The organism is Caballeronia sordidicola (assembly GCF_001544455.2).
Lineage (GTDB): Bacteria > Pseudomonadota > Gammaproteobacteria > Burkholderiales > Burkholderiaceae > Caballeronia > Caballeronia sordidicola.
In genome coordinates this window covers 21,060-41,984 of the sequence record NZ_FCOC02000026.1, presented here as the reverse complement: position 1 = coordinate 41,984, position 20,925 = coordinate 21,060, and the positions used below count along the sequence as shown (strand labels likewise).

21 protein-coding genes and 1 pseudogene are annotated in these 20,925 nt (G+C 60.5%); 11 read left to right on the top strand and 11 right to left on the bottom strand.

The features are described from left to right. Positions 1-124: 124 nt before the first annotated feature. Positions 125-631: a hypothetical protein gene (locus tag AWB64_RS27145; protein WP_060858504.1), complete on the top strand. Its 507-nt coding sequence runs from the start codon at positions 125-127 to the stop codon at positions 629-631. A gap of 186 nt (positions 632-817) precedes the next feature. Here the strand turns inward: AWB64_RS27145 and AWB64_RS27140 are convergent, their stop codons facing one another. From AWB64_RS27140 to AWB64_RS27115, 6 genes are all read right to left on the bottom strand, one after another. After that, positions 818-2,362: a 2-isopropylmalate synthase gene (locus AWB64_RS27140; protein ID WP_060858503.1), complete on the bottom strand. Its 1,545-nt coding sequence runs from the start codon at positions 2,360-2,362 to the stop codon at positions 818-820. Between the two features lie 334 nt (positions 2,363-2,696). Further along, positions 2,697-3,563, bottom strand: coding sequence for a CDP-diacylglycerol--serine O-phosphatidyltransferase (pssA, locus tag AWB64_RS27135; RefSeq protein ID WP_060858502.1), 867 nt, complete (start codon positions 3,561-3,563; stop codon positions 2,697-2,699). Between the two features lie 78 nt (positions 3,564-3,641). Then, entirely contained in the window at positions 3,642-4,286 is a 645-nt protein-coding gene (locus tag AWB64_RS27130; RefSeq protein ID WP_060858501.1) for a phosphatidylserine decarboxylase, read from the bottom strand. Positions 4,287-4,418: 132 nt separating this feature from the next. Continuing rightward, positions 4,419-5,435, bottom strand: coding sequence for a ketol-acid reductoisomerase (ilvC, locus tag AWB64_RS27125; protein ID WP_060858500.1), 1,017 nt, complete (start codon positions 5,433-5,435; stop codon positions 4,419-4,421). A gap of 86 nt (positions 5,436-5,521) precedes the next feature. Beyond that, positions 5,522-6,013 (bottom strand): acetolactate synthase small subunit, encoded by a 492-nt coding sequence (ilvN, locus tag AWB64_RS27120; RefSeq protein ID WP_047844600.1) that lies wholly within the window; start codon positions 6,011-6,013, stop codon positions 5,522-5,524. A 114-nt stretch (positions 6,014-6,127) separates the two neighbouring features. Further along, the gene (locus tag AWB64_RS27115; RefSeq protein ID WP_060858499.1) at positions 6,128-7,891 is read right to left on the bottom strand and encodes an acetolactate synthase 3 catalytic subunit; all 1,764 of its coding nucleotides are present in this window, start codon (positions 7,889-7,891) and stop codon (positions 6,128-6,130) included. 386 nt (positions 7,892-8,277) lie between these two features. On the opposite strand from AWB64_RS27115, the gene AWB64_RS27110 reads away from it, so the two are divergent. The 4 genes from AWB64_RS27110 to AWB64_RS27095 are packed head-to-tail and all read left to right on the top strand — an operon-like array spanning position 8,278 to position 10,556. After that, positions 8,278-8,841 (top strand): RNA polymerase sigma factor, encoded by a 564-nt coding sequence (locus AWB64_RS27110; protein WP_056354030.1) that lies wholly within the window; start codon positions 8,278-8,280, stop codon positions 8,839-8,841. Continuing rightward, the gene (locus tag AWB64_RS27105) at positions 8,838-9,278 is read left to right on the top strand and encodes a DUF3619 family protein (RefSeq protein WP_060858498.1); all 441 of its coding nucleotides are present in this window, start codon (positions 8,838-8,840) and stop codon (positions 9,276-9,278) included. The genes AWB64_RS27110 and AWB64_RS27105 overlap by 4 nt, the downstream gene beginning before the upstream one ends. An 18-nt stretch (positions 9,279-9,296) precedes the next feature. Further along, on the top strand, positions 9,297-10,028 hold the full coding sequence (locus AWB64_RS27100) for a DUF3106 domain-containing protein (RefSeq protein ID WP_060858497.1): 732 nt from the start codon (positions 9,297-9,299) through the stop codon (positions 10,026-10,028). Between the two features lie 3 nt (positions 10,029-10,031). Continuing rightward, a complete protein-coding gene (locus tag AWB64_RS27095; protein WP_060858496.1) occupies positions 10,032-10,556 on the top strand; it encodes an RDD family protein in 525 nt (174 codons plus the stop codon). Between the two features lie 23 nt (positions 10,557-10,579). Here the strand turns inward: AWB64_RS27095 and AWB64_RS27090 are convergent, their stop codons facing one another. Continuing rightward, positions 10,580-11,329 (bottom strand): class I SAM-dependent methyltransferase, encoded by a 750-nt coding sequence (locus AWB64_RS27090; protein WP_060858495.1) that lies wholly within the window; start codon positions 11,327-11,329, stop codon positions 10,580-10,582. Positions 11,330-11,702: 373 nt separating this feature from the next. Between AWB64_RS27090 and AWB64_RS27085 the strand changes: the two are divergent. From AWB64_RS27085 to AWB64_RS27060, 6 genes and pseudogenes are all read left to right on the top strand, one after another. After that, a pseudogene (locus AWB64_RS27085) lies at positions 11,703-12,494 on the top strand (UDP-2,3-diacylglucosamine diphosphatase); the annotation flags it as partial. A gap of 26 nt (positions 12,495-12,520) precedes the next feature. Further along, positions 12,521-13,552 (top strand): glycosyltransferase family 4 protein, encoded by a 1,032-nt coding sequence (locus AWB64_RS27080; RefSeq protein WP_060858493.1) that lies wholly within the window; start codon positions 12,521-12,523, stop codon positions 13,550-13,552. Positions 13,553-13,675: 123 nt separating this feature from the next. Beyond that, positions 13,676-14,185 carry a diacylglycerol kinase gene (locus tag AWB64_RS27075; protein WP_374728652.1) on the top strand — a complete coding sequence of 170 codons (510 nt, stop codon included), beginning with the start codon at positions 13,676-13,678 and terminating at the stop codon, positions 14,183-14,185. Positions 14,186-14,314: 129 nt separating this feature from the next. Beyond that, positions 14,315-15,031: a TetR/AcrR family transcriptional regulator gene (locus AWB64_RS27070; RefSeq protein ID WP_060858491.1), complete on the top strand. Its 717-nt coding sequence runs from the start codon at positions 14,315-14,317 to the stop codon at positions 15,029-15,031. Next, positions 15,031-15,615 (top strand): LOG family protein, encoded by a 585-nt coding sequence (locus tag AWB64_RS27065; protein ID WP_060858490.1) that lies wholly within the window; start codon positions 15,031-15,033, stop codon positions 15,613-15,615. Before AWB64_RS27070 ends, AWB64_RS27065 begins: the two co-directional genes overlap by 1 nt. A 16-nt stretch (positions 15,616-15,631) precedes the next feature. After that, complete coding sequence (locus tag AWB64_RS27060) at positions 15,632-16,378, top strand: SDR family oxidoreductase (RefSeq protein ID WP_060858489.1); 747 nt, start codon at positions 15,632-15,634, stop codon at positions 16,376-16,378. A gap of 11 nt (positions 16,379-16,389) precedes the next feature. On the opposite strand, the gene AWB64_RS27055 is transcribed toward AWB64_RS27060, so the two are convergent. The 4 genes from AWB64_RS27055 to sugE form a co-directional block, all read right to left on the bottom strand. After that, positions 16,390-16,800 carry a group II truncated hemoglobin gene (locus AWB64_RS27055; protein ID WP_060858488.1) on the bottom strand — a complete coding sequence of 137 codons (411 nt, stop codon included), beginning with the start codon at positions 16,798-16,800 and terminating at the stop codon, positions 16,390-16,392. Positions 16,801-16,821: 21 nt separating this feature from the next. After that, positions 16,822-19,362 carry an ABC transporter permease gene (locus AWB64_RS27050; RefSeq protein ID WP_082850650.1) on the bottom strand — a complete coding sequence of 847 codons (2,541 nt, stop codon included), beginning with the start codon at positions 19,360-19,362 and terminating at the stop codon, positions 16,822-16,824. A gap of 119 nt (positions 19,363-19,481) precedes the next feature. Beyond that, positions 19,482-20,129: a DUF4126 domain-containing protein gene (locus AWB64_RS27045; protein ID WP_060858487.1), complete on the bottom strand. Its 648-nt coding sequence runs from the start codon at positions 20,127-20,129 to the stop codon at positions 19,482-19,484. Between the two features lie 358 nt (positions 20,130-20,487). Then, on the bottom strand, positions 20,488-20,808 hold the full coding sequence (gene sugE / locus AWB64_RS27040; protein WP_060858544.1) for a quaternary ammonium compound efflux SMR transporter SugE: 321 nt from the start codon (positions 20,806-20,808) through the stop codon (positions 20,488-20,490). Between the last annotated feature and the right edge of the window lie 117 nt (positions 20,809-20,925).

Below are 20,925 nucleotides of genomic sequence, written 5' to 3'. Positions count from 1 at the left end.
CATGCCTGCGCGTTTCCTGAACAAGCGAGCGCATCACCCGCAACGCGCTGCGCCCCATGTCAAAATAAGCACCACAGCAAAAACCCCACGATGACCTGTGGACACGCACACGAAGGAGGCTTCAATGTTGATCAATTCGATACGAAAACCAGCCGTCATGGTACTGGCCCTGTTGCTGACTGCGTGTGCGCAGCCGTGGCAGAACTATCAGGCGGGCGCGGATGCGTCCACGGTGACGGCGCGGCTCGGGCCGCCGAAAGAAGTGTACGACCTGCCGAATGGCGGCAAACGCCTGATGTGGCCCACGCAGCCGCTGGGCGAAGTCACGACGGCGGCGGATATCGATGCATCGGGGAAAATCGTGAGCGTGCGTCAGGTTCTCGATGAAAACGAGTTCTACAAGGCGCAGATCGGCACGTGGACCCGCAAGGACGTGCTCCTCAATTTCGGACGGCCCGTGGAGACGTCCTACTTTCCGCTGATGAAGCGCGAAGTCTGGACTTACCGGTATATGGAAGCAGGATACTGGTACATGATGTTCAGCTTCTATTTCGATGACCAGGGCATTGTGCGCCTGACGCAAAAAACGCCGGATCCGCTGCACGATCCCGATCGCAGGAATTTCTTCTGATGCACCGGGAAGACATTCATTGAAATCATGCCGCCGTCAAACGCGGCATTTTTTCGTCGCGGCCCCGAAACCAAACGGACATTTCGTTGATCGCAAACCAATTAAAAAACGGCCCCCGCTTTTGGCGAGAGCCGTTTCAATCAGCAAGGCGACCGGATCAAACGCCTTGCTTTACATCCATCGAAATCAGGAAAGCTGCGGATTGAGCTTCTCGACTTTCGAATGAAGCTTGTTGAGCGCGGCGAGATACGCTTTCGCCGATGCCGCCACGATGTCCGGATCCGTGCCCACGCCATTCACAATCCGGCCGCTCTTTGACAAGCGCACGGTCACTTCGCCCTGAGCCTGCGTACCGGTTGTGATTGCGTTGACCGAGTACAGCACGAGCTCGGCGCCGCTCGTCACCTTCGATTCAATCGCGTGGAGCGTCGCGTCCACCGGACCATTGCCGCGCGCTTCGCCACGCACTTCGGTTCCATCGACGGCGAACACCACGCGTGCGTGCGGCTGCTCACCCGTCTCGGAGTGCTGCGCAAGCGAGACGAAGCGGAACGTTTCCTTTGCCTGAGCCTCGGCCGATTCCTCGGAGACGATCGCCATGATGTCTTCATCGAAGATTTCCGATTTGCGGTCGGCGAGTTCCTTGAAACGCACGAACGCGGCGTTTACGTCCGTTTCCGATTCCAGCGTCACGCCGAGGTCTTCCAGACGCTGCTTGAACGCGTTCCGGCCCGACAACTTGCCGAGCACGATCTTGTTGGTCGACCAGCCCACGTCTTCCGCGCGCATGATTTCGTAGGTATCGCGCGCCTTGAGCACGCCGTCCTGGTGAATGCCGGATGCATGCGCAAACGCGTTCGCGCCGACCACGGCCTTGTTCGGCTGCACGACAAAACCCGTGATCTGCGACACCAGCTTGGAAGTCGGGACAATATGCGTGGTGTCGATCCCGAGTTCCAGCCCGTAGTAATCCTTGCGCGTTTTCATTGCCATCACGACTTCTTCGAGCGCCGTGTTCCCAGCGCGCTCGCCGAGACCATTGATAGTGCACTCGATCTGGCGCGCCCCACCGATATGCACGCCGGCCAGCGAATTGGCGACCGCCATGCCGAGGTCGTCGTGGCAATGCACGGACCAGATCGCCTTGTCCGAATTCGGCACGCGTTCGCGGATGGTCTTGATGAGGTTGCCGTAGCCCTCCGGCACGGCGTAGCCGACGGTATCCGGAATATTGATGATGGTCGCGCCTTCGTCGATCACCGCCTCGAGCACGCGGCACAGGAAGTCGAGATCCGAGCGGCTGCCGTCTTCCGGCGAGAATTCCACGTCATCGGTGAACTTGCGCGCGAAACGCGTGGCAAGACGCGCCTGCTCGTAGACCTGATCGGCGCTCATGCGCAGCTTCTTTTCCATATGCAGCGCGGAGGTCGCGATGAACGTATGAATCCGGAAGTGATCGGCAGGCTTGAGCGCGTCGGCGGCGCGCTGGATGTCCTTGTCGTTGGCGCGGGCGAGCGAGCAGATCGTGCTGTCCTTGATCAGGCCCGCAATCGTATGGATCGCGTCGAAATCACCGTTCGAACTGGCGGCGAAACCGGCTTCGATGACATCGACCTTCATCCTTTCGAGTGCTTTTGCGATCCGGATCTTCTCGTCTTTTGTCATCGACGCGCCCGGGGATTGCTCGCCATCGCGAAGCGTCGTGTCGAAAATGATGAGTTTGTCTGCCATGTTCGGGCTCCAGTAGGGACTTTTAGATTTAAGAAAACGGTGGAGAAAAGCGATACGGAATTCGGGTGTTCGCGCCACCGCTGGCGTCGAAAACCACGAACGAGCAGACGGGAGGCGGGAAGCTTAGCGCGGCAGGCGCGCCAGTAGCGGTAGCGCGCGTAGCGGCGCACCGGCTAGGGACAACGAGAGGAGATGGGCGAAAAAATTCATTCGCAGACTATAACGGCATTTTTGAGAGCGTGCAATTGGGCTTTCCGATCAGGGTGATTGGGGTTTTGTAATCGCGCAGCCACAAAAAAAGCGCATCGGCCGTAAAAACCGATGCGCGTCATATTCAATGCGCTTTTTCCGATGAGCGTGCCGGATTCGGCCGTCCTCTCAAACTCATATATCCCCACCAGGCATAGCCCGAGAAGCCATAAAGCACAAAAAGTCCAAACAACATCAGCGGCGGATCGGACGACACGAGCACAAACGCCACCACCACCAGCAACACCCCGGCGAACGGCACGCGAAAACGGACGTCGAGCGCCTTGCCGCTGTAGAACGGCGCGTTCGACACCATGGTCACGCCCGCATAGATGGTCAGTGCAAACGCCACCCACGGCAGCCATACCAGCTTGAGCGGCACGCGGTTATCGGTGGCGAGCCACACGAAACCCGCGATCAGCGCTGCCGCTGCCGGACTCGGCAGGCCCTGGAAATAGCGTTTATCGACCACGCCCACGTTCGTATTGAAGCGCGCAAGCCGCAACGCCGCGCCCGAGCAATAGACGAAAGCCGCGAGCCAGCCCCAGCGGCCGAGATCCTTCAGGATCCATTCATACATCACCAGCGCGGGCGCGACGCCGAACGACACCATGTCCGAGAGACTGTCGAACTGCTCGCCAAACGCGCTTTGCGTATGCGTCATGCGCGCGACACGGCCGTCCATGCCGTCGAGCACCATGGCCACGAAGATCGCGATAGCCGCAATCTCGAAGCGCACGTTCATGGCCTGCACGACCGCGAAAAAGCCGCAGAACAACGCCGCCGTGGTGAATGCGTTGGGCAGCAAATAGATGCCGCGCTTCCTCAAAAACTGTTGCCGCTTCGCACGCCTCGTTTCGAGCACGCCAATATCTTGCGTCGACTTGTTGCGGCGAAACGCCCGCGGTGGTGTTGCGGTGCTTCGCGTCCGGCGCGGTTTGAGTGCCGCCATCGAGTCCTCCGTTGTGCAGCCTGGTTTTACCGCTTGTTTAAACTGTTTGTTTCAGCTCGATTAGCTGGACGAGCTCGATTACTCGGCGAACTCGGCAAGAATCGTGGACGACGCCGATACTTTCTCGCCAATCGCCACACGCGGACGGCTTCCCACCGGTAAATACACGTCAACGCGCGATCCAAAGCGGATAAAACCATAACGCTGGCCACGATTGAGCGGCTCGCCCACGTGGACATAGCACAAAATGCGCCGCGCAATCAGCCCCGCGATCTGCACCGACGTGACCGTGTGCCCCGCCGCGGTCTGGATCACGATGGCATTGCGCTCATTCTCGGTCGATGCCTTGTCGACGGCGGCGTTCAGGTACGAACCCGGGAAATACTCGACCTTGCTGATCGCGCCATCGACTGGCGAGCGCTGCGAGTGCACATTGAACACGTTCATGAACACGCTGATCTTCAGGGCTTCGCGATTCGCGTAAGGGTCGTGAGCCGTTTCCACAGCGACGATCCGGCCATCGGCGGGACACAGCACGGCGTTGGCCTGAACGGGAATCGGGCGGGCGGGATCGCGGAAAAACTGCACGACGAAAATCGCGAGCAGCCAGAACGGCCAGGCAAAACCAAAGCCGCCGATGGCCTGGATCAACACGGCAATGACAACCGCAATGGCAATAAACGGCCAGCCTTCGCGCGCGATGATCGGATGTGGATAGTTCATGAACAGGTTCTGTATTTTTAGTAAAACCGTAGGATAGCAAAAGCCGTCCGGAGCCCAACGACCCCGGACGGCTTTCGGTCTTCACTATGACCGGCAAACAACGCCGGTCGTTCAAGCAAAATCAGGCGATATTTAGTTCTTCGACTGATCCACCAGCTTGTTGGCGGCAATCCACGGCATCATTGCGCGCAGCTTGGCGCCAACCGTTTCGATCTGGTGCTCGGCCGTAAGCCGGCGGCGCGATTGCAGCGTCGGCGCACCCGCACGGTTTTCAATGATGAAGCTCTTCGCGTACTCGCCGGTCTGGATGTCCGTGAGAACCTGCTTCATCGCCTTCTTCGTTTCAGCCGTCACGATCTTCGGACCCGTCACGTACTCGCCATATTCGGCGTTGTTCGAGATCGAGTAGTTCATGTTGGCGATACCGCCTTCATAAATCAGGTCGACGATCAGCTTCAGTTCATGCAGGCATTCGAAGTAAGCCATTTCCGGCGCGTAACCCGCTTCCACCAGCGTTTCGAAGCCGGCCTTGATCAGGTCGACCGTACCGCCGCACAGAACAGCCTGCTCGCCGAACAAGTCCGTTTCGGTTTCTTCACGGAAATTCGTTTCAATAATGCCGGCACGGCCGCCGCCGTTCGCCGCTGCATACGACAAAGCCACGTCTCGCGCCGAGCCCGACTTGTCCTGCGCGACCGCGATCAGGTGCGGAACGCCGCCGCCTTGTGCGTACGTGCCGCGCACGGTGTGACCCGGCGCCTTCGGGGCGATCATGATCACGTCGAGGTCGGTGCGCGGGATGACCTGGCCGTAATGCACGTTGAAACCGTGCGCGAATGCCAATGCAGCGCCTTCCTTGGCGTTGTCGTGCACTTCGTTCTTGTAGACTTCGGCGATCTGCTCGTCCGGCAGCAGCATCATGACCACATCTGCGCCCTTCACGGCTTCGGCCACTTCCTTGACCTTCAGTCCGGCCTTCTCAGCCTTGCTCCACGATGCGCCGTTCTTGCGCAGGCCGACCGTCACGTTCACGCCGCTGTCCTTCAGGTTCAGTGCGTGTGCATGGCCTTGCGAGCCATAGCCGATGATCGTGACCTGCTTGCCCTTGATGAGGGAGAGATCGGCGTCTTTGTCGTAGAAAACTTTCATGTCGGTTCCTTTGCCTTAAGTTGAATTCGTTGATTCGATGATGCGTTGAAGTGGATGCCAATAATACGGGTTCTTTACAGCGGTTCTCAAACCTTCAGGATGCGCTCGCCCCGGCCAATGCCGGAACTTCCCGTGCGCACGGTTTCCAGAATCGCCGTCGCATCGAGCCCCTGAATAAAGGCATCGAGCTTGTCGGAAGCGCCCGTCAGTTCCATCGTGTAGCTTTTTTCGGTGACATCGATAATGCGGCCGCGGAAGATATCCGCCATCCGCTTCATCTCTTCCCGTTCCTTGCCGACCGCCCTTACCTTGATCAGCATCAGCTCGCGCTCGATGTGGGCGCCCTCTGTCAGGTCGACCACTTTCACCACCTCGATCAGGCGGTTCAGGTGCTTCGTGATCTGTTCGATCACGTCGTCCGAGCCAATGGAAACGATGGTGAGCCGCGACAGCGAGCTGTCTTCGGTCGGCGCCACCGTCAAGGTCTCAATGTTGTAGCCACGCGCCGAAAAGAGCCCGACGACACGCGATAACGCGCCCGGTTCGTTTTCCAGCAGCACGGAAATGATGTGTCTCATGATGTTTGCGTTCCCGATTAATCCAGTTAGATAGCGCGTTTTCGCGAGATCCGTGCGCGGGCCGGCGTCTTTTGTGAAGACGGGCGCGCGCGAATCCGCACGAGAAAACAGCCGTTATAGATCTTCCGATCCGAGCAGCATTTCCGTGATGCCCTTGCCTGCCTGGACCATCGGAAAGACGTTTTCGGTGGGATCTGTCTGGAAGTCGAGAAACACCGTGCGATCCTTCAGGCGCAGCGCTTCCTTCAGCGCCGGTTCGACGTCGCGCGTGTGCTCGATGCGCATGCCCACATGGCCATATGCCTCCGCGAGCTTCACGAAATCAGGCAGCGCGTCCATATACGAACTGGAGTAGCGCTTCTTGTATTCGATCTGCTGCCACTGGCGAACCATGCCGAGATAGCGGTTGTTCAGCGAGATGATCTTGACCGGCGTGTTGTACTGCTTGCACGTCGACAATTCCTGGATGCACATCTGGATCGAGCCTTCGCCCGTGATGCACAGCACTTCGTCGTCCGGATGCGCCATCTTCACGCCCATGGCGGCCGGCAGGCCAAAGCCCATGGTGCCGAGACCGCCCGAATTGATCCAGCGGCGCGGGTGGTTGAACTTGTAGAACTGCGCGGCCCACATCTGGTGCTGGCCCACGTCCGAGCAGACGAATGCTTCGCCGCCGGTGAGTTCCCAGGCCTTTTCGACCACGTATTGCGGCTTGATGATTTCGCTTTCGCGATCGAACTTGAGGCAGTCCTTCGAGCGCCACGCCTCAATATCCTTCCACCAGTCGGCGAGCGCCGCGGTATCCGGTCCATGTTCGGCTGTCTGCAACTGCTCGATCAGTTCCTTCAGCACTTCCTTCACGTCGCCGACAATGGGGATATCGACTTTCACGCGCTTGGAGATGGACGACGGATCAATGTCGATGTGAATGATCTTCTTCGCGTGCGACGCAAAATGTTCCGGATCGCCGATCACGCGGTCGTCGAAACGCGCGCCGATTGCAATCAGCACGTCGCAGTGCTGCATGGCCATGTTGGCTTCGTACGTGCCATGCATGCCGAGCATGCCGAGAAACTGCTTCTTGTCCGCGCGATAGCCGCCCAGGCCCATCAGCGTATTCGTGACCGGATAACCGAGCAGGTCGGCAAACTGGTTCAGCTCGCGCGCAGCGTTCGCCAGGATGATGCCGCCGCCGGTATAGATATACGGACGCTTCGCCGAGAGCAAAAGCTGCACGGCCTTGCGGATCTGGCCCGAATGGCCCTTGGTGACCGGGTTGTAGGAACGCAGCGAGACGGATTTGATCGGCTCGTATTTGCAAGGCGTCTTCGACACGTCCTTCGGAATGTCGATCAGCACCGGGCCGGGACGGCCTGTGCGCGCGATGAAAAATGCTTTCTTGATGGTGGCGGCAAGTTCGCGCACGTCCTTCACGAGGAAGTTGTGCTTCACGCATGGACGCGTGATGCCGACCGTGTCGCACTCCTGGAACGCATCCTGGCCGATCGCGGCAGTTGGAACCTGACCGCTGATGATCACGAGCGGGATGGAATCCATGTAAGCCGTGGCGATACCGGTCACCGCATTGGTGACGCCGGGGCCGGATGTCACAAGGCACACACCGACATTGCCCGTTGAGCGCGCATAGGCGTCGGCGGCATGAACCGCGGCCTGTTCGTGGCGCACGAGGATGTGCTGAATCTGGTCCTGCTTGTACAGCTCGTCGTAGATATAAAGTACCGAGCCGCCGGGATAGCCCCAGATAAACTCGACGTTCTCGTCGGCCAGCGCGCGCATGAGCACGGTGCCGCCAATGGATTGCGCTTCGAGTGGAGGAGTCGTATCCGACGTGGAGAATTCCGCGCTGGGCATATTCATACATTCACCTTTCGAATTTTCGGCAAAAAATTGATTGGGTGCTCTCTGCCGGGCTTGTGGCTCGGGTTCAAGCGGCGCGTCTAAATGGGAAGCGGGCTTCTTGGGCTCGCCTCAAAGAGACAGTTCACTTTATGATGCGAGTCGGAAACGATAGCCCGAGGCAATAAAGTCCGTCAAGCAAAAATTTCCCGGACTTGCCGCTGGAACAGACCGGATTCGCGGTTGAAAGGCTCAGAATTCTCTGAAATTCCGTAGAAAAGTCTGTTATTCATCGTCCGGCGATGGTGCAATTCCTCGCTGTTCACCCAAAAGTTTGCTAGCATCCGCAGGTTTTTAACCTCTCACCAACCCTTATCGACGCACACTCGTTGCGCCGGGCCTCACGGATGGCATCAGACAAGGAACTCGCCGATTTTCTGGCGGGCGTCGAAAGGCGCGCGTTCAAGCAGACGGTGTACACCGTACGTGACGACGACGCGGCGCTCGACATCGTTCAGGATGCGATGATCAAGCTCGCCGAAAAATACGGCGACCGCCCTCCGGCCGAATTGCCGCTTTTGTTTCAGCGTATCCTGCAGAATGCAACGCACGACTATTTCCGGCGCCAGAAGGTCAGGAATACGTGGGTGAGCCTGTTTTCATCGTTTGGCAACGCCGACGACGACGAATTCGACCCCCTCGAAACCTTCGAATCGCAGGATGGCACGGTCGGTGCGGAGAGCAGCGAAAGCCGGCTTGAGCGCGAACAGGTGCTCAATCTGATCGACGCGGAAATCCAGAAACTGCCAGCACGTCAACGGGAAGCGTTTCTCATGCGTTACTGGGAGGATATGGATGTCGCCGAAACCGCCGCTGCAATGGGCTGCTCTGAGGGCAGCGTAAAAACGCATTGCTCGCGGGCCACGCATGCGCTGGCACACGCGCTGAAGGCGAAAGGAATCACGCTATGAGCAACGCTCTCGATCAGAAAGAAGCCGAATTCGCGCTGAAGGTACGCCGCGCGCTTGACGAAAGTATTACAACGCTGCCCGCCGCGTCGCTCGACAAGCTCGCGGCGGCGCGCCGGACGGCGCTCGCGCGCAAGAAACCGGAGAAAGTCGCGGCGCCGGTCTTTGCGCCTGCACTCGCTGGCGCAGGCATGGCGCCCGGCTTTGGCGCCGCAGGCGCTGGTCCTCGCTCCGCCGGCAAACGCGGCCGCTTTTCGCGCCTGACGCTTGCTTGGCCGCTGCTCGCGCTTGTGATCGGGCTGGCCGGCATCGCTTACTGGGAAGATCAGCAGCGCACCGCCGAACTCGCCGATATCGACGCCGCCATGCTGAGCGACAATCTTCCGCTCGACGCGTATCTCGACCACGGTTTCAACGCGTACCTGACGCGCAATCATTAAGTCTGCAGGAGTTATCGGGTGAGTTACAAGCGCGGCCTCGCGATTGTCTTTGGATGCGCAATTGCGGGGCTCGTCGCGTTTGCCGCCACCTATCCGCGTTTCTACCCGGCCGCTTCCGCCGTTACTGTCGCGTCCGCGCCCACGGGCGCAAGCGCGGGTGAGGTGCTGGCTCCGCTCTCCTCGCTTTCTCCCGATAGCCCTCTCGCCTGGAGCCGGCTCACCGAAGCTCAGCGGACCGCACTTGCGCCTTTCGCCACGCAATGGGATCAGTTCAGCGAAGAACGAAAGCTCAAATGGATGAAGATTGCGTCGCGGTATCACAAGCTTTCGCCCGACGGACAAAAGCGATTGCACGAACGCATGGCGGAATGGGCGCGCATGACGCCGGACCAGCGCAAGGTCGCGCGGGAAAATTACCAGGTTTCCAAATCCGTTCCCGTTGAAAAGCGCGAGCGCGCCTGGGACGCGTATCAAAAGCTTCCTGAAGAGCAGAAGAAAAAGCTTGCGGCGACCGAAAAACCGCGCCGGCCGACGGTTGTCAGCGCGCCGCCCTCTGGAAAAACCGAAGTCAAGGACATTAACCGGCTGATTACCAGCCGGGAGCATCCGCACGCGTCCGAGCCAACGCAAGCGCAACCTACGGCGCCCGCGCCCGTTTCCCCGGCCATTCCGAGTGCGGCGAGCTTTGTTCCCGCCACGCCGATTCCCGTATCGCCTCAACAGGCGCCCTCGATCTTCAACGGTTCCTGAACCATGGAGAGTGCTTCCTCAGAATCGCTCGCGCGGGCCCCATTGGTCGCGCCCAAGCTTCGGCGGCGCCTCGCCACGATGGTCTATGAAGGCGTGATCCTTTTTGGGATCGTGTTTATTGCCGGATATCTGTTCAGCACGCTCACCCAGCAACGTAACGGACTGACCCATCACAACCTGTTGATGACGTGGATCGGGATCGTGCTGGCGGTCTATTTCGTGTACTTCTGGACCCACGGCGGCCAGACGCTGCCGATGAAAACCTGGCGCCTGAAAGTAGTCGATGCACGCGGAGCCAAAGTTTCCACAGCGCGCGCCGTCTTGCGGTTCGCGCTTGCGTGGCTGTGGTTCCTGCCGCCGCTCGCGTTGCATCCGCTGCTTGGCCTGACCATCCCCGTCACGCTGGGTCTGTGCGCCGGCTGGATCGTAGTATGGGCAGCCGCTGTCTGGCTCGATCCCTCCCGGCAATTCCTGCACGACCGCCTGGCCGGAACGCGCGTGGTGGCCGTCTCGCCAGCCGCCGCTTGAGCGACTGACAAACCGCTTGCGTTCTAGCTCAGCCAGTCTGGATCGTGGTTCAACGCCATGTGCAGGTTGTTGTTGAAATGATGCACGCGATACCCCTCCCCCTCGAATAGCGTCAACAAGGCGCGGCGCGTGTAAAGCGTGATGTGGCCATTGCGCGGCGCGATGTACCAGTTGTCCATGCCGCGTGCGGGCACGTGATCGATGGTCAATGTCGAAAACACCAGCACGCCGCGCGGACTCAGCATGCCCAAAGCCTCCCGGACCGTCGCCACGGGTTCCGGCGTATGTTCGAGCACTTCGAAAGCGCTGATAAAATCGAAGGGACCGGAAGGCGACGGTGAGCCGGCTGCGTCCATCGGGTCCCAACTGTGGGCGTCTACTCCGGCTTCCTGTAACAATCGCGCCAGCGTTCCATTGCCGCCGCCATAGTCCAGGCACTTCAGGTCTCGCCCCTTCTTGATGAAATCTCGAATGAATCCTGCATTCGACGCCGGCCGTACATCGATGTAATCCGGGTCGATCAGCACATAGTCTTCGTTGTAGATGTGCTGCGCATAGTCGGCCTTGGTCCAGTCATCGAATGCGCGCGTGAAAACAAGGCCGCAGTGATTGCATCGATGGTAATAAACCGGCACGCCAACGAGCGGCAGGTAGCGTCCGCGCGCTTCTTCACAACTTTTGTTGAAATCGGCAACACCGTAAAGAGGCGCTTGAGAATTGCAGATCTTGCACGTCGAAACGTGCACGACTGGACGTACCGTTACATTGTCCATTTGCTTAGGATTCCACTGGAAACCGGGGAGTATAGGGGCAAAATCAGCGCTGAAAGTTGACCTTGCGCGTGCTTCATTTATCGCGATAAGTTTCGGCTCGATTGCCGCGACCCAACCACCTCTCGCCAATAAGAAGTTTTTGTGACTGTCATGGCACCGTCATGCGCGCGTGGCGCAATGAGCTCACTGCAACCCGTTGCGCGCGCCCATGGCCACCAAATCGTCTGCGAGTAACCTGAGTGATCTGTTAGGCATTACCCTGCGCGATGCGGAAGCCATCGCGTTTCGCACCGACGTCGCACCGCCCGCCCCGCCAGAAAGTACCAGCGCCAACCTCATCCCCCAGCCGGCTTTCCGCCCCGCTAGCGGCCCCGACGACAACCCCGCCGACCACCGATACCGCACCATCTGGCTCTCCGACATCCACCTGGGTTCCGGCGGCTGCCAGGCGAACTATCTGCTCGATTTTCTTCGCCACAATGATTCGGAATACTTGTATCTGGTGGGCGACATCATCGACGGATGGCAGCTTCGCAAAGGCTGGTTCTGGCCGCAGGCGCACAACGACGTGATCCAGAAGATCCTGCGCAAGGCCCGCAAGGGCACGCAGGTGGTGTACATCCCCGGCAATCACGACGAAGCCGCGCGCCAGTTCTGCGACCTCGCATTCGGCGACATCCACGTACGCCAGGAAGCGTTTCACACCACGCTTGGCGGCAAGCGCTTGTGGATTGTCCACGGCGATCTCTTCGACGGCGTTATTCAGCACGCCAAATGGCTCGCCTATCTCGGCGACACGCTCTACACGCTCATTCTGCTGCTCAACCGCTGGTTCAATCGCGTGCGCAGCCGCTTTGGCCTGAACTACTGGTCGCTCTCGCAATACCTCAAGCATCAGGTCAAGAACGCAGTCAACTTCATCTCGAAGTTCGAGTCCGTGATGACCGACGAAGCGCGCCGGCGCGGCTGCGATGGCGTGGTCTGCGGCCACATTCACAAAGCGGAGATCCGCGACATCGACGGCGTTCTCTACTGCAATGACGGCGACTGGGTCGAAAGCCTGTCAGCGCTCGTCGAGACCTTCGAAGGCGAACTCAAGATCGTGTACTGGACGGTACTGCGCTCGCCGGAACACCACGCACAAAAGGCCGGGGCAACCGCCTGAGCGCTTAACAACCGAGAGGCCATCGAATGAAAATCATGATCGTGACCGACGCATGGGAACCTCAAGTCAACGGCGTCGTGCGGACATTGAAAAGCACGAGCCGCGAACTGACGGCGCTGGGACATCGCGTGGAATTGCTGACGCCGCTCGAGTTCAAGACCATACCGTGCCCGACGTATCCCGAGATCCGGCTTTCGCTGTTGCCGCGAAGCCGCGTGGCGCAGCGCATTGAAGAATTCGCGCCTGATGCATTGCACATTGCAACGGAAGGCCCGCTTGGCATGGCGGCGCGTTCATTTGCCATCCGCCACAAGCTGCCGTTCACGACCGCTTATCACACACGATTTCCCGAGTACGTTCAGGCCCGTTTTGGCATTCCGCTCGCCGCGACGTACAAGTTCCTGCACTGGTTTCACAAGCCGTCACAAGCGGTGATGGCGCCAACGCCGGTTGTAAAAACCGACCTGGAAAAGTTCGGTTTCACGAACGTGGTGCTGTGGACACGCGGCGTGGATCTGGATATCTTTCAACCGATGGACTCGAAGGTTCTCAACACCACGCGGCCGATCTTTTTGTACGTTGGACGGGTTGCTGTCGAAAAGAATGTCGAGGCTTTTTTGAAGCTGGATCTGCCCGGTTCGAAGTGGGTGGCGGGCGAAGGTCCGGCGCTTGCGGAACTGAAATCGCGCTATACGAACGTGAACTATCTCGGCGTGTTGTCGCAAGCCGAGCTTGCAAAAGTGTATGCAGCCGCCGATGTTTTCGTGTTCCCGAGCCGCACGGACACCTTCGGGCTGGTGCTGCTCGAAGCCATGGCATGCGGCACGCCGGTGGCGGCTTATCCGGTGACCGGTCCTATCGACGTGCTGGGAACGGACGGACCCGGCGCGCTCGATGAAGACCTGCAGGAAGCCTGTCTGCGCGCGCTCAAGATCGAACGTGCCGATGCGCGCGCGTGGGCAGAAAAGTTTTCGTGGCGCGCGGCATCGGAGCAATTTGCCTCGCATCTGAAGCCGCTCGGCGCGCACGGCGCAACTCAGAAGCAGGCCGCGGCGTAGAAGCGGCGCCTGCTGTGCAGCCGCTCCTCACGGCAGGCATACTGTGCCTGCAAAAAACCGTGAATCAATGCATTCCCACCGACCCGCAATGTGAAAGCCAAACCTTCAGTGCAAGCGGACTCGTTGCTTTATGTTCACCGTGAGCCCTTCGATCATGAAGAGGTGAACGCTGGCATCGACGCTCCGCCGCACGCCCACGAACCCCTAAGTCCCGACGATACGCCCGGCTCCCTGCCCTTCAATCCGTACAAGGGCAATCGCGGCCTGACACGCGCCTGGCACGCGATGAAAAACTCGCTGAACGGCTTTCGCGTGGCAATCCGCGAGGAAAGCGCGTTCCGTCAGGAACTCACGCTCGCGGCCATCCTCCTGCCTTGCGGAATTTTCGTGCCGGTCTCGCCGGTGGAGCGCGCGGTGCTGATTGCGTCGGTGCTGCTCGTCTTGATGGTGGAACTGCTCAATTCGAGCGTGGAAGCGGCTATCGACCGGATTTCGCTCGAGCGCCACGAGCTTTCCAAGCGCGCGAAAGACTTTGGCAGCGCGGCGGTAATGGTCGCGTTGCTGGTGTGCGTGCTGACGTGGGGACTGATCGTAGGTCCGCTTCTCTGGCGATGGACGCTCTCGCTGTTCTGAGGCGAGCCCACCCCGCGAACCACCCGTTTATAATCGTCCGATATTCAAGACAGCCTCCGGTTCCCAAGGCTCGACGCGCCGCCGCCCAGACGGCGCTCGCGGGGAGCCGGTCAACCAGGTCCGGACGATATGGAAGCAAAACCTCCCCGCCGCACCCGTGAACGGATTCTCGAACTGGCGCTGAAGCTCTTCAACGACATCGGGGAACCGAACGTCACGACAACGACCATCGCGGAAGAGATGGAGATCAGTCCAGGCAATCTGTACTACCACTTCCGCAACAAAGACGACATCATCAACAGCATCTTCGCCCAGTTCGAGCAACTGATCGAAAAGCGGCTGCGGTTTCCGGACGACCACCGGCCGACTATCGACGAAATGTGGTCTTACTTGCAGTACATGGCGGATTTCCTCTGGCAATACCGCTTTTTGTACCGCGACCTGAATGACCTGCTTGCCCGCAACCGCACACTGGAAACGCACTTCAAGCAGATCATCACGCACAAGGTGAACTTCGCGCAGCAGCTCTGCGACGCGCTTGTCGCCGACGGAGAAATGGTCGCGACGCCCGCGGAGATCAAGGTGATCGCGACCAACATGGGGATTATCGCGACGTACTGGCTGTCGTATCAGTTCGTCATGAACCCGCGCAAATACAACGAGCAGGACACGATTCGCGCGGAATTGCATCAGGCAAGCCTGAATATCATCTCGGTGATGGCGCCGTATTTGCGCGGCCGTTCGCGGCAGATTTTCGATGACCTCGCGTCGGGGAAAATGCCTGAACGCGTCTTTGCCGACTATCGCGCGCCAAAGGAAGACGGCGCGCCCAAGGAACCTATCTAATGAAAGCAGTTTGCGTATATTGCGGCTCCTCGAACGGAGCCCGGCCGGTCTATGCCGAAGCGGCCAAGGCGTTCGGACGCGCGCTGGTCGAAGCGGATCTCGCGCTGGTCTATGGCGGCGGAAGCGTCGGCTTGATGGGCACGATCGCCGACGAAGTGCTGGCGCACGGCGGCCGCGCCATCGGCGTGATTCCCGAGTTGCTAATGAACAAGGAAGTCGGCCACAAAGGCTTGACGGAACTGCACGTCGTACCCGACATGCATCAGCGCAAGAAAAAAATGGCCGATTTCTCGGATGCGTTTGTATCGATGCCAGGCGGTGTTGGCACATTCGAAGAGCTATTCGAGGTTTATACGTGGGCGCAGCTTCGATACCACGAGAAGCCCGTTGCACTGCTGAACATCGACCATTACTACGATCCGCTTCTCGACATGCTGCGTCATACGGTCGAGGAAGGTTTCATGCGCGCGCCGTTCCTCGACATGCTTCAGGTCGAATCCGATCCGGTGAAACTGATCGGCGCGCTCAAGGCTTACGCACCGCCGGCTATCGATCGCTGGCCCGAGAAACGCGACGCTGTCTGAACCAGGAACGTTGAAGATGCCAAAGATCGTCTTGATCACGGGCGGGAGCCGCGGCATTGGGCGCTCGGCCGCCTTGTTGTGCGCGGCGCGCGGCTGGTCGGTCGGCGTGAACTACGCGACGAACCGCGCCGCCGCCGATGAAACCGTCGCCCGAGTGGAGGCTGCGGGCGGGCGCGCTATCGCAATCCAGGGCGACGTCAGCCAGGAAGCGGACGTGGTCGCCCTGTTCAACGCCATTGAGAAGGCTTTCGGCCCGATCGATGGCTTCGTGAACAACGCGGGCATTGTCGCGCCGGGTTCGCCGCTGGCCGACATGGACGTGGCGCGCATGAAACGCGTCTTCGATACCAACGTCCTCGGCGCCTATCTCGGCGCGCGCGAAGCGGCGCGGCGCATGTCGACGAAGCGCGGCGGTGTCGGCGGGTCGATCGTGAATATTTCATCTGCGGCGGCGCGGCTGGGCTCACCCAACGAGTACGTGGATTACGCCGGTTCCAAAGGCGCCGTCGATACGCTGACCATCGGGCTTGCCAAGGAACTCGGACCAGAAGGCGTGCGCGTGAATGCCGTGCGGCCCGGACTGATCGATACCGAGATTCACGCGAGCGGCGGCAAGCCGGATCGCGCGGCGCAATTGGGCGCGCTGGCCCCGCTCGGCCGGCCCGGAACCGCTAATGAAGTCGCGGAATCGATTGTGTGGCTTTTGTCGGACGCGTCGTCTTATGTGACGGGCGCGTTGCTCGATGTTGCCGGCGGACGATAGGTTTTTACCGCTCAGCCGGGACGATTGCGCATCCAGTCGGCGGTATCGAAGAAGGACGTGAGCAGGCGTTCACGCATGGGCTCGGCGAGCCCGATGTCTTCCATTGCCCACGCCATGCAGCGCAGCCATTGATCGCGCTCCGGCGATGCAATCGCGAACGGCAGATGCCGCGCGCGCAAGCGCGGATGGCCAAATTTGCTGATGTAGTAATCGGGGCCGCCCATCCAGCCGCACAGGAACCAGAAGAATTTGTCGCGGGAATTGTCGAGCGTAGGCGGATGCAAGCCGCGCAGTACCGCAAATTCGGGTTCCAGATCCATCAAGTCATAGAACCGGTCGACGAGCGCACGGACACGCTCCTCGCCGCCGATCAATTCGAATGCCGTAGCTTGCTGCGTTTCCTGGGATGTTGCGTCGGTCATGCTTGATTATCAAAAAATATCTCAGGCGTCCCGCAGCGACTGCAATGCGGGACGCGACAGCACGCGGCGCAGGCTCATCCAGCCGCCCAGCCCCGAACAGACGACACCCGCCGCAATGCCAGCCGGCACGAGCCACGGATTGAAGTCGATGTGAAACTCGAACACGCGCGTCGCCAGCAAAAAGCCTATGCCTTGCGCGCCAAGCGCCGCCATCAGGCCGCTTAGTGCGCCAACCGCGATGAATTCCGCCGTCTGCACCGAGCGCACCTGCTTGTGCGACGCGCCGAGCGCGCGCAGCAGCGCGGACTCGCGCATGCGTTCGTCACGCGTGCCGGCAAGCGCGGCGTACAACACGAGCACGCCAGCTGCCAGCGTGAAGATGAAGAGGAACTGCACGGCGCCGATCACCTGTTCCAGCACGCGCTGGATTTGCGCGAGGATCGGCGCGGTATCGATGGCGGTCACGTTCGGATACTGGCCGACCAGTCCGTCGATCAATCCCTGCTGCCCCGGCGGCAAATGAAAGCTCGTGATGAACGTGGCAGGCAGGTCGCTGATGGACGGCGGCGGCATCAGCACGAAGAAGTTCACCTTGAACGAATTCCAGTCGACCTTGCGCAAGCTCGTGACCGGCCCCTCGACTTGCATGCCGGCGACGTCGAAGCGCAGCGTGTCGCCCAGTTTCACGCCGATGGTCTTGGCGAGCCCTTGTTCTATGGATACCTGCGGCTTGCCGTCCGTGCCGTACCAGTCGCCGCCGACCAGGCGGTTGTCGCTCGGCAGTTCCGTGGTGTACGAGAGGTTGAATTCACGGTCGACCAGCCGTTTGGCGTCGGCTTTCTCGTAATTGTCCGGGCTGACAGCCTTGCCGTTGACCGCGACAAGACGGCCGCGAACCATGGGCGACAACGCCGCGTCGGCCTGTCCATGCTGCTTCAGATACGTGGTGACGCCGGCGCGCTGGTCGGGCTGGATATCGATCAGAAACTGATTGGGCGCATCGGGCGGCGTGGACTGCCGCCAGCCGGCGATCAAATCGCTGCGCGTCATGGCGATCAGCAACAGGCACATCAAACCGATACCCAAGGCCGTGATCTGCAACGCGCTAGCCCCGCTGCGCCGTTCTAGCGACGCCAGCGCATAACGCCAGCCCACGCCTGCGCCCACGCGCTCGCTGCGCACAAACCGCGCGGCCGCCCAGAGCCCCACACGCGCAATCCCGCCGAACACGAGCAGGCCGCCCGCGAAACCACCCGCCACGATCCCGCCGAGCTTCCATTCGCCCGCCGCGATCACGAGCAGGCCGGCGAACAGCAGCACGCCGGCCGCGTAGGCGACCCAGGCGATCCGGCCTGCGTCGCCGAGTTCACGGCGAATCACGCGCACCGGCGGCACGCGCGTGAGCGGCAACAACGGTGGAACGGCAAAACCGAGCAGAAGCACAAGTCCGGTTGCCACGCCCTGCAACGCCGGCCAGATGCTCGGCGACGGCAATTCGACATCGACAAGCGTTCCTAGCCAGCTGAGCAACACCAGATGGCCGCCGAAACCAAGCACGACGCCAACCACACTGCCCAGCACCCCCACCAGCAAGAACTCGCCGATAAACAACGACCGCAACGTCGTCTGACTCACGCCGAGACAGCGCATGGCGGCGCAACCATCGAGATGACGGCGCGCGAAGCGATGCGACGCCATCGCAATCGCGACCGCGGCAAGCAACGCGGTCAGCAACGAAACGAGGGTGAGAAAGTGGCTCGCCCGGTCGATGGTCTGACGCACCTGCGGCTGGCCGTCCTGCAGCGATTCGAGCGCAACCCCGCGAAGCTTGCCGCCTTGCGCCGCTGCGCCACCTGACGCGCCATTCGCTTTTCCATCGACCTTGTCGCGTGCGAACTCGGCGAACTGCTTGACCTGCGCATCCGGCCCGGCCACCAATAGCCGATACGTCACGCGGCTGCCAAAGGTCACGAGGCCGGTGGAGGCGAGTTCGTCGTCGCGCATCATCAGGCGCGGCGAAAAGCTCACGAACGAAAAACCGCGATCCAGTTCGCGCGTGATGATGGCTGCGACCTTGAACGTACGCGTACCCACGCGAACCATTCCGCCGACAGGCACTTTCAGCGCGTCGAGCAAGGCGGCATCGGCCCAGACAGTGCCAGGCGCGGGAATGGACGTGGCAGGCGCATCGGGCTGACCGGCCGCTGGCGCAATGCGCAACGCGCCGCGCAGCGGATAACCGGGCGAAACCGCCTTGAGTGCCGACAGACGCGCCACGGGCGCGGAAGCAGCGCCGGGAACGCCGGCGCTGATCATGCTGGGGAAAATCGCGGTGGTCGCCGTCCTGAGCTTGAGTTGCGCCGCTTCGGCGGCAAACGCGGGATCGACTGGATGATCGGCGCGCACGACAAAATCCGCCGCGATCATCTGCCGCGCATCGCGCTCCAGCCCCTGCCGCATCCGGTCGCCGAGAAAACCGACACTCGCCAGCGCGGCAACCGCCAGAACGAGCGCGAGAATGAGCATTGTCAGTTCGCCCGCGCGCCAGTCGCGCGCCGTCATGCGCCACGACTGACGTGCGATCTGCACGATCCCCAGCCCACGTCGATGCAAATCCCGTTTCGAATCCTGCTTCAAGGCCTGCTTCGAATCCGAACTGCCGCTATTCAGGGTACCAATGCTCAATCGTGCTTGCTCCTGAACGGTCCGACACTGGAATTCACCCGCGCACTGACGCTTGGAACGGGCAGCATGTGTTTGGCCATCCGGCCGAATCCCCCGCGCACGCCTCTCACGAGCCGCGGTAGCGCCCATCCGGCGCACAGCAGGAACGCGATGATCAGCACCAGGCACAACAGCGGCACGAACAACGCGAGGGTGATGCCGAGCAGTGCACCGAAGTCTTCCGTGGCGGAAGCAACCCAGTTCGACACCGGTTCCGGCGATAAATTGATCAGCGCGCGTGTCCCGGCTTTCGCCAGGTGCGCCGCGCCTGCGAGCGTGCCGCCGGCGAGCGCCGCGACGGTGAGCAACGCCGGATCGGCATGTCCGAATGCGCCAACGGCCAGCACGGCGCCGGCCGGAATGCGGATAAACGTGTGAATGGCGTCCCAGAGCGAGTCGAAGGCGGGGATTTTATCGGCGAAAAATTCCACGATGGTCAGCACCGCAGCCGCGCCGATCACCCATGGAGACGCCAGCACCGAGAGCGTTTCAGGCAGATGTATCAGGCCCAGCCGTTCGAACAGTCCCGCCACGAACACGGTCAGATACAGCCGTAGCCCGCTCGCCCAGGAGAGTCCCGCCGCCAGCGAAAGTGCTTCAAGCATCACCGCCTCCTTGCGCGCTGCTCACCCCGCGCCAGGCACCAGGACCGTCGCGGCGTTCCTGACTTGAGTGTTTTACCCGTTGCTCATCGACGAACAACAGGGTGGGGATAATGGACAAAACGTAAGACATTCAGCGGGACGCTTTTCCGAACACTTTGATTCACGCCCGCCGAAAACGACTGAATATTCAAGGTCATTATAGCCACGGCCCGCCTGCCGATGCATCGCGCCGTGCATTGGCGTGTCGAGCACCCAACGTTCCTGGCCCGACGCGGCGAACTGAATAGACTGTTTAACGGCCGTTTTAGTGATTGTTTGAGCCGCCACTACCGCAAAAACATCGTGAAGATCGCCGCGATCAATGCCCCGACGACAATTTCAGTCCAATCAGCCCGATCACGATCAACGCGGCGCTCGCGACTCTCGCCGCAGTAAGCGCCTCGCCCATCATTACAATGCCAAAGATAAAAGCGCCGACCGCGCCAATGCCCGTCCAGACCGCGTAAGCGGTGCCGAGCGGCAACTGGCGCATGGCCAGCGCCAGCAGCACGAAGCTGCCGGTAGCCGTCACGACCGTAAAGACCGACGGCCACAGCCGGGTAAAACCTTCGGAAGTCTTGAGACCGGCCGCCCATGCAACTTCGAGCAATCCGGCGATAAACAACAGGAACCACGACATGGACATTCCCCGTCAATTAAATGGGGCCGTCCCCGGTGTGACAGATGCGCACGTGGTCGTCCACGCAGCATGTAATGAGAGCGTAATTATATCAATGACAAACAAATCGCGGCCATG